The following is an 11,515-nucleotide window of genomic DNA, read 5'->3' as shown; positions in this document are numbered from 1 at the left end:
TCAGAAGTCCAGAAGATTCTGGCGGAAGCCACCGTCGCCGTAACTCTTCCTCAGCAGGCCACGGCGTCGCAGTTCGGGGGTGAGCTTGTCCAACACGCCGTGCACAGTCACGGGGTCTACGAAGCCGGAGAAGAGGAAGCCGTCGCCGCCCACGGCCTCGCCGGTTTCTTGAAGATAGTCCGCGATCTCGGTAACCGTGCCGATAATCGAATCGCCGGCACCACCGCTTCGTGCCTGCAGGATCTGGCGCAGGGTAGACCCCGGAGGCGCTGCCTTGGCGAAGTGCTCCAACGTGCCTTGGTTGCTGTTGGTGCTCAATTCAGGCAACGGCGCATCGAGGTCGAACTGCTTGAAGTCGATCACAGAGAGGTAGGAGATCGAGTTGAGCTGGCTGTCGATATCACGCTGTGTAAGCTCGCGGCGCTGCGCACGCAACTCCTCGGCCTCGGCGGATGAACCAACCACCGTGGGCTTCAGCACGAAAAGGACCTTAACGTCGTCGAGGTTCCTGCCCGCCTTCGCAGCCTCGGCACGGATGGAATCCCGGTAAGCCTTCATGCCGTCAACGCCACGCGCCAAGGCGATCGCCACATCTGCATGCCCACCCGCGAACGCTTTGCCCCGAGGAGAAGCACCGGCCTGGACCAGTACGGGCTCCTCCGGCAGAGGCGCCGTGTTTAGTGGACCCCTGACCTTGAAGAAGTCGCCTTGGTGGTTAATCGGATGCACTTTGGTGTGGTCGGCGAACACGCCCGCCTCAACGTCCTCAAGCACGGCGTCGGGTTCCCAGCTGCGCCAAAGCTGCCGGACGACGTCGACGAATTCTTCCGCCTTCTCATACCGAAGGTCGTGTTCAATCTGCTGATCCAAACCGTAATTCTGTGCTGCGAGGTCACTGCCGGAGGTGACAACGTTCCAGCCGAGCTGCCCCTCGGAGAAGTGCTGCAGCGTGGCCAAGAGCCGGGCGGCTGTGAAAGGCGGATAGAACGATGCGCTGACCGTCGGCACAATTCCAAGGTGCTTGGTGGCGGAAAGAAGGTACGGCACCAGGGCCAATGGATCATGCTTGGGCGCAAAGGAGGCGTGTGCCAGCGAGACCTCGGCGGAGCCGCCATAAGTATCAGGAACAGTGAGGGAGTCCTCGATAATGAAAAGGTCAAGGCCGGATTGCTCGAACGCGCGCACAGCGTCTTGATACAGGGCAGGTTTCTTCCAGTCGTAACCCAGGCTGTAGCCGGGAGTTCCCCATCCCTGGACACCGAAACCGTGCCCCACGAACCATCCAAAATGCAGCATGGACTTGAGTGTAGAACTGCCTTGTCCGTTCACCGCGACCTGATTTCTTGCGAAGTTACAGGGGGTCGTACTGCGTCAATTATGCTCCCGGGGCGTCATATTTGGGCTGCTACTCCAGCACCGGCCGGTTACGCAACATGACGAGCACGTAACCGCCTGCAAGTGCGGGCCGCCACCGCGGGATGCTACTTTTTTCTTGAGTAATGAGCACCAGCGCAAAGCCCTGACTTGCTGGTCGGCAACCCTCTCTCCGGCGGGGTGCCTCAGGTGACTACTCGGCGTATCGACACTTCGAACTGCAAGCGTGACTGAGGAGCACCAGCCAATGCCTGAACCCACTGAAGAAAAACTCTCCTACCGCCTGATTACAGGCCCGGATACCCGTGAATTCTGCGAGCGGATCACCACGGCCCTCGCCGACGGCTACGTGCTCCACGGCAGCCCGGCAGCCACGTTCAACGGCACGGATGTCATCGTGGCGCAGGCGGTCGTCCTGCCCGCTGCCATCGCCAACGCAGACGCCGCCGTCGCGAATGCCGTTGACCAGCTGGAGAACGACGACGACGACGAAGCATTCGAGGGACACGCATGAGTTACGCAGGTGACCTGACCCCGCAGGACGCGTGGGCCAAGCTTGAAGAAGGCGCCATCCTGGTGGACGTCCGCACCGAGGCCGAGTGGGCCCACATCGGCATTCCCGACACGAAGGCCACAGAGAATGATCCCCTGTTCATTCAGTGGAACCTTGCCGGTGGCATCCCCAACTCCCGCTTCATCGAGGACTTGCAGCAGCAGGCACCCGAGGGCGAGGGCGTGGAACTCGTTTTCATCTGCCGCTCAGGCCAGCGCTCCATCTCCGCCGCCATCGCCGCGACGCAGGCCGGGTTCACTGCCTACAACGTGCTTGAGGGCTTCGAAGGTGACCCGGACCGCTACGGCGAACGCACCATCAACGGCTGGAAAAACCGCGGCCTGCCAACGAACCTGGGGAACGACTAAGTGACTTTCAATCCCGATGCCGCCAGCTGGAGCCCTGACACACAGGCAGTACGCGGTGGCCTTGACCGTACCAACTTCCAGGAGACGTCCGAACCCGTTTTCCTGAACTCCGGCTTCGTCTACGAATCCGCTGCAGCCGCCGAACGCGCCTTCACCGGCGAGGACGAACGTTTCGTTTACTCCCGCTACGGCAACCCGTCCGTGGCCACGTTCCAGGAGCGGTTGCGGCTGCTCGAAGGAACCGAGGCATGCTTTGCGACGGCGTCCGGCATGTCTGCGGTCTTCACCGCCTTGGGTGCCCTGCTGGCAGCCGGGGACCGCGTGGTTGCAGCCCGTTCCTTGTTCGGCTCCTGCTTCGTGATCCTCAACGAGATCCTGCCGCGCTGGGGTGTCGAGACGGTATTCGTCGATGGTCCCGACCTCGACCAGTGGCGTGCTGCCCTCTCAGAACCGACCACCGCCGTGTTCTTCGAGTCGCCCTCCAACCCCATGCAGGAAATCGTGGACATCGCCGCCGTCAGCGAGCTTGCGCATGCTGCGGGAGCCACCGTCGTCGTCGACAATGTCTTTGCCACTCCGCTGCTGCAGCGTTGCGGCGAGCTGGGCGCGGACGTGATCGTGTACTCCGGTACCAAGCACATCGATGGCCAGGGGCGTGTCCTGGGCGGTGCGATCCTGGGCACCAAGGAATTCATCGATGGCCCGGTCAAGCAGCTGATGCGCCACACCGGTCCGTCGCTCTCCGCGTTCAACGCCTGGGTGTTGACCAAGGGCCTGGAAACCATTGGCTTGCGCGTGAACCACAGTTCGGCCTCCGCTTTGAAAATCGCGGAATGGCTGGAGCAGCAACCCGCCATCAGCTGGGTCAAGTACCCCTTGCTGAAATCGCACCCTCAGTACGAGCTCGCAGCCAAGCAAATGAAGGCCGGCGGTACCGTGCTGACATTCGAGTTGCTGCCCTCGTCCGGGCGGTCCGCCAAGGACGCCGCGTTCGCGCTGCTGGACGGACTGCGCGTCATCGACATTTCCAACAACCTGGGCGACTCCAAGTCCCTCATCACGCACCCGGCCACCACCACCCACCGGGCCATGGGACCGGAGGGGCGTGCGGCAATCGGCCTTTCAGATGGTGTGGTCCGGTTGTCTGTGGGGCTTGAGGACGTAGACGATCTCATCCTGGATCTGGAGAAGGCCCTCAAACAGGTCTAACCTTCATGCCATGAGCGTGAAGCATCCCTATCGCCGTGCCGGAACGGTCATCGTTGCCGGCACGGCGGTGTGGTTGGCAGGGATCTCACCGGTCTCGCGCGTCTACATCACCCCCGGTGCCGCCGAACGTCTTGGTATGCTCGAGGCCGGGCAGCGTGGCTGGGTTATAGGGCAGCACCTCGCTGCTGCTGGAACCGCCGCGGTGCCGGTGGGATTCGCAGCCTTTGCCCGTCGCCTTCCGGGCGGACGGGCAAAGCGGTGGGCTGTTGCAGCCGCGGCCGCCTTGCTCGCAGGTGCCCCGCTCTTTGTATCCAGTTTGTCGCGTCGGGCCTCGGACCTGGAACGCTTTGCCTACGGCCGCGGATCCAATGCGCCATTCCTGGCCTACTCTGGGCTCCACGTTCTTGCCTTGGCGGCGCTGGGCGGAAGCCTCCTGGCATCCCCCGCCAAACGATGGATCGGAGTCACTGCTGCAGCCAGCGCGCCCATCTACGGCGCCATCCTTGTGGCCAAGAAGGACATCCCGCCTTTCGTGTTCTACCTCGTCGAAGGCTTAGCGGGGGCGTACCTGATGACGTGGGAAGAGACTGACTCAGCAGAAGCCTAGGGCCTGCGGACCCTGGTCAGGATGGGCGCCCGCTCCTTGCGCGAGTCTGCGGTGGCGCCGCGAATCGTCGCCTTCACCGCATGCCCAACCACGGCCCCCAAGGCCTCGTTGCTGGGCGGACTCCCCGGCGGATTTTGGGCGTCGCGTTGCCGATTGTTGAAGCGTTCTGCTGCTTCGCGTTGCTCCCGGGCTCCGTTCCCGCGCTCAAGAATGTCCGAGATTCCGGCCTTCACGAGCTCCAGTTCACCTTGGTCATCCAGGACAGGGCTCAGGTAATCCACCAAAGCCCAGACAACGTCCGCTGCCGGTTGGGGACGGAAGTCGCCGAAGTCCAGAAGGTCTCCGCCAAGTCCCGAATTGCTCGCTTGCCAACTTGCCATCCGGAGCAGGGCTGTCGGCACCGAGGCGGGCTCAACGCCGTCGAGCATTTCCAGGGAAGCGGTCTCAACCAATGCCCTCACCAGCACTGCAATCACGGCTGCGTCCTCCGAACGGAGGCAGACGTCAGCCACCCTGACTTCCACGGTGGGATGGTTGCGGGAGATACGGGCGTCGAAGTAGATCATGCCCTCGTCAAGGAGAACTCCTGTGTCCAGGAGGCGCTGGACCATGCGCCGGTAGGCAGTCAACGAGCCAAAAACGGCCGAAGGCCCGGACGTCGGCCATCGGTTCCAGGCCTGGATCCGATAGCTTTCGAAACCCGTAGGCAGCCCACGCCAGTAGGGGGAATTGGCGCTGAGGGCCGTCAAAACAGCAAGTTTGTCGCGGATGTGGTCAAGGACCACCACGCCCTCTTCAGGTGACTCCACGGCGGTGTGCACGTGGAAACCGCAGGTCAGTTGCTCATGGGCCGTCAACCCAAAGCGTTCAAGCATCACCGCGAAGCGGGGATCCGGGGTGGTATGGGTGTTCTTGGCCAGGGGCGAGGTGGCAATCGCGGCCACCCGGGCGTTGTGCTTCCTGGCGGCGTCGTTGGCCATGGCACGGCCACTCCGGATCTGCTGGAGGAGCTCGGTGTGGGTATGGCACGGACGGGTCTGGGTTTCGATCTGTTCCAGCTTCAGTTCGTGGGTAAGCCCCATCCCGGTTTCAGGCGCCGCTTCCGGTCCTGCCAGCAGCGCATCCGCGAGCAGCGCATCCGCGAGAGCCAGGGGCTCGCCGGTCACAGGATCGACGATGAGTAGCTCTTCCTCCACCCCGAAAGTCCGCATGGCACCATTCTGCTTCATGCGGCATCCCGGATACAGCAACCCGGGGTCACTTACGGCCCATGTGAGGGTCGATTATGGGCTCTAAGTGACCCCGCGTTGCAGGAGGGCCTAGTCCTGGAAGTACTCCACCTTGGCGCCAATGGTGTTCAGCCGCTCGGCCAGGTCCTCATAGCCGCGTTCGATGACGTAGATGTTGCGAAGCTCCGAGGTTCCACGGGCAGCCAGCATCGCCAGGAGCAGGCACGCTGCCGGGCGCAGCGCCGGCGGGCAACCGATCTCCGCGGCCCGCCACTTGGTGGGTCCGTTGACGTAAATCCGGTGCGGGTCCAGGAGTTGGACTTGGGCGCCCAGCTTGTTGAGTTCCGTCAGGTAGATGGCGCGGTTCTCGTAGACCCAGTCGTGGATCATGGTCTGGCCCTCGGCGTTGCCCGCGATCACGGCAAAGAAGGGCAGGTTGTCGATGTTGAGCCCCGGGAACGGCATGGGGTGGATCTTGTCCTGCGGCGCGTGGAGTTCGGAAGGCTTGGTAGTGACATCCACCAAACGCGTCCGCCCATTGCGGGCCATGTATTCGCCTGAGATTTCGAGCTTCTGGCCCATCTGTTCCAGGGTGGCAAGCTCGATTTCCATGAATTCGATGGGAACCCGGCGGATGGTGACCTCGGAGTTCGTTACGATGCCTGCGGTGATCAGGCTCATGGCTTCGATGGGATCCTCGGACGGGAAGTACTCGATCTCCACGTCAATGGCTGACCGGCCAGTGATCTTCAACGTCGTGGTACCGACGCCCTCGATGGTCACACCCAAGCCCTGCAGGTAGAAGCAAAGATCCTGGACCATGTAGTTGGGGCTCGCGTTGCGGATCACCGTGGTGCCCTCGCGGTGTGCGGCAGCCATAATGGCGTTCTCGGTGACGGTGTCGCCACGTTCGGAGAGGACGAAAGATCGGTCCTGCACATCGGCAGGGGGTGCCACCACGGAGTAGAAGCCGGACTTCGCGCCCACCGTGAGCCCGAACTGGCGCAGTGCCTGCATGTGTGGTTCGACGGTGCGCGTCCCGAGGTCGCATCCACCGGCATAGGGAAGCAGGTATTCGTCGGTCTCGTCCAGGAGCGGGCCGAGCAGCATGATGACGCTGCGGGTGCGCCGAGCTGCCTCCACGTCCATTGATTCAAGGTCCAGGACTTCGGGCCTGCGGATACGGAGGTCGCTGCCGTTGAGCCAGGTGCATTCGACGCCGATGGACGTCAGCACCTCCACGATCCGGTTGACTTCCTCAATGCGTGCCAAGCGACGCAGCGTGGTGGTCCCCCGGTTGATCAGGCTTGCACATAGCAGGGCGACACCGGCATTCTTGCTGCTGTTGACGTCCACTTCGCCGGACAGCGTGTGGCCGCCCTCTACCCGGAGGTGGGTCATCTGCGGCTTGCCTACTTTGACGATGGAACGGCCGAAGATGGCCTCCAGTCGTTCGATCATTCTGAGGCTGAGATTCTGCTTGCCCTGCTCCATCCGGGCGATAGCGCTCTGGCTGGTTCCCAGCTCAGAAGCCAGCTGCCCCTGCGTCCAGCCCTTTTCGCTTCGTGCGTCGCGGAGCAGGAGGCCCACATTTTCGGCGGTAGGTTGCGTCATACTCAAGAAATATCACAAATGAGCTAGAAGCGCTGAACAAATCGCTGATTGAGCGGCAAAGATCACAGAGTACCCGCATAGTGCGATATCTTGGCTAACGCCAGACGAAACTCCACGTTCCAGCGCCGACTGCTGTCAGTACCGCAGCGGCAGCGATGACGAGGCCGCCGAGGAGTACCCAGACGTCCAGGAGGGAGTAGGTGGATTCCCGGGCCCACGTTCTCTTCCCGCCGCCGAAACCCCGTGCCTCCATGGTGATGGCCAGCCGGGAGGCCCGCCGGACCGCCTGGACCAGCAGCCCGAAGCTCTGTCCAAGCGTTGCCTTCAGCCGTTGCAGCGGGCTACCCTGCGAACCCACTCCGCGGGCACGCCTGGCCATGCCGATGGTCTGCCATTCCTCAGCCATCAACCCCACCAAGCGCATCGCGGCCAGCGAACCGAGGACAAAGCGGTGTGGCAGCCTTGCCTTCTGTGCCAGCGCATCAGCCAGATCGGTTGGATCTGTGCAGGTCATCAGCAGGATCGCGGGCAGCGCGATCGCCAAGCCGCGCAACATGAAGCCCAGCCCCAGCTGAAGGGAACCTTCGCTGATGGACCAGAGTCCGACGTCGAGCAGTACGGCGCCACTGTCAGCCGCCACGATTGCGGTGCTCCAGCCACCAATCGCTGCAGCGATGATGAGCGGCCAGGCCCGCTGCCATAGAAGCCCCAGCGTGAGGCCGGCCAGCGGGAACAGGGCCAGCTCGGCGACGAGGGCCGTTGAAGCGGATACCCAGTCGATCGACAACGCCAGCACCAGCGAAATAAGGAACACGGACACGAACTTCACCAAGGGGTTGGCCCGCGTGAGGAGAGCCTGGTTGCCGCGCAGGTTCAAGGCGTCCCTCATGCGGCACCGGCTTCCTGGCGGGCTGACTCGCTCTGTGAGTCAGGCACGCGCGGCGTCGCCGGATCCAGCCGGAGCTCCGTGCCGCCAAGGACCGCACTGAATTCTTCGTCATGCGTCACGGACACAACGGCCGTTCCGGCGTCGAGCAGTTCGGACAGGAACGATGCCAACTCTGCCCAGGTGTTGGCGTCCTGGCCGAACGTGGGCTCGTCCAGCACCAGCACCTTAGGATGGGCCGCGAGGACCGTGGCCACTGACAACCGGCGCTTCTCCCCACCGGACAAGGTGTAAGGGTTCGCGTCCACCAAATGCGTGAGCCGCAAACGCTCCACCAATTCATCCACGCGTTCTTCACCGTGCCCCAGATGCTTGGGTCCGAACATCAGCTCGTCCAGGACCTTGCCCGTTACGAACTGGTGCTCCGGTTCCTGGAACACGGTGCCAATGCGCGAAATCAGCTGATCCGCCTTCCACTTGAACGGGTCGATTCCAGCGCCCTCGGAAAGCTCGACGGCGGCACTCACCTTGCCGTCCACTGGCGCCAGAAGTCCGGCCAATGTGAGTGCAAAGGTGGACTTCCCTGCACCGTTCGGACCTGTGATGGTAAGTGCCTGGCCAGCCCGTACTTGTGCACTGATACCCGATTGCACGGGAACGGGTGGGATGGTTTTGAACCGGCGACGGCGAGGCTTCTCACGGGAAACAGCCAGGTCCTGCGCCACGAGGAGGAACTGGGCGGTGGATTCATGGCCGCCCGTTTCCTGAGTTGCGGTCCTGCGGGCGCGAGTAGCCGGAACGTACCCCGGCACCCACACTCCCGCTGCCATCAACATGGTCCGTGCCTCTGTGAGCACCTGATCTGGGGGGCCGTCCAGGAGCACGCCGCCCCCAGCCGAAGGGGGCTGGAGGACCACGATCCTGTCCACCAGGTCCTTCCACACGGACACACGGTGTTCCACGACAACCAAAGTGGCACCGGTCTTGTCCAGGCATCGCTCCACGGCGTCCCGGACCTCAAGCACACCCACTGGATCCAGGTTGGCCGTAGGTTCGTCGAGCAGGATCAGCCCGGGCCGCATCGCCAGGATGCCGGCCAACGCAAGGCGCTGCTTCTGCCCGCCGGAGAGTGCCGCCGTCGGGTGATCCAGCGCCAGACCGCCGCCTGCAGCGGTGCGCAACCCAACGTCGTCGAGCGCTTCATGGACGCGGGCCCAAATTTCATCCCGGGGAACGGCAAGGTTTTCGGCGCCAAACGCGACGTCGTCACCCACACGGGAGAGCACTACCTGGGTTTCCGGATCCTGCTGCATCAGACCTGCGCGGCCGCGCTGTTCGCGGGGAGCGACGCCGTCGATCAACAGCGAGCCGGTCTCGTCGGAATCCTCTTCCTCATCACCCAGCACACCGGCGAGGGCATGGAGAAGTGTCGATTTCCCTGCGCCCGATGGACCCAGCAACAGCACACGCTCGCCGGGCTCGATCCGGAGGTCGAGGTCCTGGATGGCAGGTGTGGACCGCCCGGCATGCCGCCATCCCCACCCTTGGGCGTGGATGGCGGCAGGCCGCACGTGGTTGCTGCTTTGCGTGGCAGGCATTAGTTGAAGACGGGCTCCGAAGCAGCCTTGCGCGACGCGAAGGAGCTCAGGACGCCGGTCTTGGCCAGCCCGCGGGTGGCAACCCAGGACAGCGCGCCGGCGATGATCGCACCGGAGAGCGTGGTGAAGGCGATGTAGGCCAGCTTGTCGATTGCTTCGTAGGCGATGTTCCAGCCCCAAGGCAGGAAGGAATCGTTGAGACCGCAGAAGAGGCCCGAGCCCGCACCCGCGAGGAGTGCAGCGGACAGGTCGAACTTCCTGTACCGGAACGCAGCGAAGACGAGTTCCGCACCCAGTCCCTGGAGGATGCCGGAGATGAGGACGGTGGTGCCGTACTGGGAACCCATGATGAGTTCGCCGGTTGCGGCGACGGCTTCGCAGAACAGGGCAGCGCCCGGCTTGCGGATGATGAGCATGCCCAGGACGGCCGGGATCATCCAGCCACCGGCGATCAAACCGGTGAGCGGAGGATACGTGGCGTTCATGGGGATGGATACGATTGCGGCGCCCTGGGACCAGGCCCAGAAGATCACGCCGCCGGCGATGGCAATCAAAGCTGCCACCACGATGTCTACAACACGCCAGTTATAACTGGTTTTCTTCACGCTTGCCGTGGTCATTTTTCTGCCTCCTGAGGTACAGGAGGGGAAAGTGCTCCCCGGAAACCCCCGGCCAGCCTTGGCCGCCCGGATCCGGACACTCTGAGAAGCTCGACTCCCTTGCGCCGGTACTAACCGGATCAGGTTCGAGGGTCTGCGGCTGTCCGCACTCTCAGCGCCCTCGCGTCTCCTGCATCTCTGCAAGGTCCGACGGCGGCGCTCCCCTGTCGTTATTAATCTGCCCTTATGGGCGTGGTTCAGTTTACACCTGTAGGTGTTCGTGCGCGCTGGGGTTGGTCACAAAGCGGTTGGCTGGCCTTTCCTTGCGTTGCGGGGCCCGCTCTGCGCCCCAATCTCACGACTTGGCACGCACACCAGGCCCCGCAACCAGACCTGAGACAATGATCCAGCAGAATCGACGCGGCAAAGGGGCATTTCATGACGAACCATCCCATTACGGACAACCCGGTTCCCGAGCCGCGGCTGGCTGCGAGCGTTATCCTGCTCCGCGACACTCCGGGCGGCCTCGAAGCCTTCGTCCAGCACAGGGTTGGCACCATGGACTTCGCCGCCGGCATGGTGGTCTTTCCGGGAGGCCGGGTTGATGCCGCCGACCAGGATGGATGGGAATATCCGGCTGAGCTGCTGGAACGGCATGCCGCAGACTGGAACCTCAGCTCGATCGCCGTCGATCCCGAACAAGCCCCGGCAAAGTCAGGCATGGTTCTCACCGCAGCCCTGCGCGAGGTTTGGGAGGAGGCCGGGCTTCGCCTTAATGCCTCAGACCTTCGTCCCTGGGCCAACTGGGTCACGCCGACGGACATGCCCAAGCGCTTCGACACGTACTTCTATGTAGCCAAGCCTGCTCCGGAAGCAGCACCCCAGCACCAAACCACGGAAGCGTGGCAATCACTCTGGATGCCGGTGGATGGGATCCTGGCGGCCGAGGCAGCCGGTCAATTGCAGCTGATGCCACCCACGTATTACCTGCTCAAGGAAATTGCCGGTCTCGGAACCGTAGATGCCGTCTGGGAAGCCGAACACGATGTTGTCCCTGTCCTTGCACCACGCGGTTCCATGGCAGCTTTCCTCAAAGAACGGGAAAACCGTCGCTAGTCCCACCCCACCGGGATGTGAGGCTAGGCTGGGGGCATGAACCTCTTTTTCAAGCTGCTGGGTGCAGGAGTAAGCCTTGCAGCCGGATTCGTCGGCACCAAGTTGGTCAACAAGGGCTGGGAAAAGGCCACGGGTAACAAGCCGCCCACAGGCCACGACGATATGGAAACGAGCCTCCGCTCTGCCTTGTCGTTCGCGCTGATTTCGGCCTTCGTCAGCACGCTCATCCAGGTTTTCGCGAGCCGTGGCACCCAGCGTGCCATCGCCCGCTTCGCCAAGACGCAAGATATCGTCTAGGCCGCGCATAGGCATTCCAACGCGGGGTCACTTAGGCTCCCTCACCGCCGTCGGGAGGGTGCGTA

Annotated in this window: 12 protein-coding genes and 2 riboswitches; of the genes, 6 read left to right on the top strand and 6 right to left on the bottom strand. The window is 63.2% G+C overall.

Annotated features, from left to right (window positions below; all coding sequences use genetic code 11):
* Window positions 1-1,329 carry an NtaA/DmoA family FMN-dependent monooxygenase gene (locus tag ACFX4T_RS18865; protein WP_377653272.1) on the bottom strand — a complete coding sequence of 443 codons (1,329 nt, stop codon included), beginning with the start codon at window positions 1,327-1,329 and terminating at the stop codon, window positions 1-3.
* 166 nt (window positions 1,330-1,495) lie between these two features.
* Window positions 1,496-1,607: riboswitch (SAM riboswitch) on the top strand.
* Between the two features lie 14 nt (window positions 1,608-1,621).
* Between ACFX4T_RS18865 and ACFX4T_RS18860 the strand changes: the two genes are divergently transcribed.
* From ACFX4T_RS18860 to ACFX4T_RS18845, 4 genes are read left to right on the top strand one after another with little or no spacing between them, the layout of a single operon-like run.
* The gene (locus tag ACFX4T_RS18860; RefSeq protein WP_377653270.1) at window positions 1,622-1,888 is read left to right on the top strand and encodes a DUF1737 domain-containing protein; all 267 of its coding nucleotides are present in this window, start codon (window positions 1,622-1,624) and stop codon (window positions 1,886-1,888) included.
* A complete protein-coding gene (locus tag ACFX4T_RS18855) occupies window positions 1,885-2,295 on the top strand; it encodes a rhodanese-like domain-containing protein (protein WP_216926789.1) in 411 nt (136 codons plus the stop codon). Before ACFX4T_RS18860 ends, ACFX4T_RS18855 begins: the two co-directional genes overlap by 4 nt.
* Window positions 2,296-3,504, top strand: a complete 1,209-nt coding sequence (locus tag ACFX4T_RS18850; protein ID WP_377653268.1) for an O-succinylhomoserine sulfhydrylase — start codon at window positions 2,296-2,298, stop codon at window positions 3,502-3,504. It abuts the gene before it with no gap.
* A gap of 10 nt (window positions 3,505-3,514) precedes the next feature.
* Window positions 3,515-4,111, top strand: a complete 597-nt coding sequence (locus ACFX4T_RS18845; protein ID WP_377653266.1) for a hypothetical protein — start codon at window positions 3,515-3,517, stop codon at window positions 4,109-4,111.
* Here ACFX4T_RS18845 and ACFX4T_RS18840 read toward each other — a convergent pair.
* The 5 genes from ACFX4T_RS18840 to ACFX4T_RS18820 form a co-directional block, all read right to left on the bottom strand.
* On the bottom strand, window positions 4,108-5,322 hold the full coding sequence (locus tag ACFX4T_RS18840) for a glutamate--cysteine ligase (RefSeq protein WP_377653334.1): 1,215 nt from the start codon (window positions 5,320-5,322) through the stop codon (window positions 4,108-4,110). The genes ACFX4T_RS18845 and ACFX4T_RS18840 overlap by 4 nt on opposite strands.
* 108 nt (window positions 5,323-5,430) lie before the next feature.
* Window positions 5,431-6,954 (bottom strand): UDP-N-acetylglucosamine 1-carboxyvinyltransferase, encoded by a 1,524-nt coding sequence (locus ACFX4T_RS18835; RefSeq protein WP_216926792.1) that lies wholly within the window; start codon window positions 6,952-6,954, stop codon window positions 5,431-5,433.
* Between the two features lie 94 nt (window positions 6,955-7,048).
* On the bottom strand, window positions 7,049-7,843 hold the full coding sequence (locus ACFX4T_RS18830; protein ID WP_216926793.1) for an energy-coupling factor transporter transmembrane protein EcfT: 795 nt from the start codon (window positions 7,841-7,843) through the stop codon (window positions 7,049-7,051).
* Complete coding sequence (locus ACFX4T_RS18825) at window positions 7,840-9,438, bottom strand: ABC transporter ATP-binding protein (RefSeq protein ID WP_377653264.1); 1,599 nt, start codon at window positions 9,436-9,438, stop codon at window positions 7,840-7,842. Before ACFX4T_RS18825 ends, ACFX4T_RS18830 begins: the two co-directional genes overlap by 4 nt.
* A complete protein-coding gene (locus ACFX4T_RS18820; protein WP_216926795.1) occupies window positions 9,438-10,058 on the bottom strand; it encodes an ECF transporter S component in 621 nt (206 codons plus the stop codon). Before ACFX4T_RS18820 ends, ACFX4T_RS18825 begins: the two co-directional genes overlap by 1 nt.
* Before the next feature lie 78 nt (window positions 10,059-10,136).
* Window positions 10,137-10,273, bottom strand: a riboswitch (TPP riboswitch).
* A 202-nt stretch (window positions 10,274-10,475) separates the two neighbouring features.
* On the opposite strand from ACFX4T_RS18820, the gene ACFX4T_RS18815 reads away from it, so the two are divergent.
* Window positions 10,476-11,153 carry an NUDIX domain-containing protein gene (locus ACFX4T_RS18815; RefSeq protein WP_377653262.1) on the top strand — a complete coding sequence of 226 codons (678 nt, stop codon included), beginning with the start codon at window positions 10,476-10,478 and terminating at the stop codon, window positions 11,151-11,153.
* A gap of 36 nt (window positions 11,154-11,189) precedes the next feature.
* Window positions 11,190-11,450: a DUF4235 domain-containing protein gene (locus ACFX4T_RS18810; RefSeq protein ID WP_216926797.1), complete on the top strand. Its 261-nt coding sequence runs from the start codon at window positions 11,190-11,192 to the stop codon at window positions 11,448-11,450.
* Window positions 11,451-11,515: the final 65 nt, after the last annotated feature.

Source organism: Paenarthrobacter sp. YIM B13468, assembly GCF_042788025.1.
GTDB lineage: Bacteria > Actinomycetota > Actinomycetes > Actinomycetales > Micrococcaceae > Arthrobacter > Arthrobacter aromaticivorans.
The sequence above is the reverse complement of the archived record's forward strand: the minus strand, read 5'-3'. Positions and strand labels throughout refer to the sequence as shown.

Bases quoted from the DNA above. Each gene is read 5' to 3' on its own strand.
- ACFX4T_RS18815 (WP_377653262.1), top strand. From the start codon at position 10,476: ATGACGAACCATCCCATTACGGACAACCCGGTTCCCGAGCCGCGGCTG.
- ACFX4T_RS18825 (WP_377653264.1), bottom strand. From the start codon at position 9,438: ATGCCTGCCACGCAAAGCAGCAACCACGTGCGGCCTGCCGCCATCCAC.
- ACFX4T_RS18840 (WP_377653334.1), bottom strand. From the start codon at position 5,322: ATGCGGACTTTCGGGGTGGAGGAAGAGCTACTCATCGTCGATCCTGTG.
- ACFX4T_RS18845 (WP_377653266.1), top strand. From the start codon at position 3,515: ATGAGCGTGAAGCATCCCTATCGCCGTGCCGGAACGGTCATCGTTGCC.
- ACFX4T_RS18830 (WP_216926793.1), bottom strand. From the start codon at position 7,843: ATGAGGGACGCCTTGAACCTGCGCGGCAACCAGGCTCTCCTCACGCGG.
- ACFX4T_RS18810 (WP_216926797.1), top strand. From the start codon at position 11,190: ATGAACCTCTTTTTCAAGCTGCTGGGTGCAGGAGTAAGCCTTGCAGCC.
- ACFX4T_RS18820 (WP_216926795.1), bottom strand. From the start codon at position 10,058: ATGACCACGGCAAGCGTGAAGAAAACCAGTTATAACTGGCGTGTTGTA.
- ACFX4T_RS18855 (WP_216926789.1), top strand. From the start codon at position 1,885: ATGAGTTACGCAGGTGACCTGACCCCGCAGGACGCGTGGGCCAAGCTT.
- ACFX4T_RS18835 (WP_216926792.1), bottom strand. From the start codon at position 6,954: ATGACGCAACCTACCGCCGAAAATGTGGGCCTCCTGCTCCGCGACGCA.
- ACFX4T_RS18860 (WP_377653270.1), top strand. From the start codon at position 1,622: ATGCCTGAACCCACTGAAGAAAAACTCTCCTACCGCCTGATTACAGGC.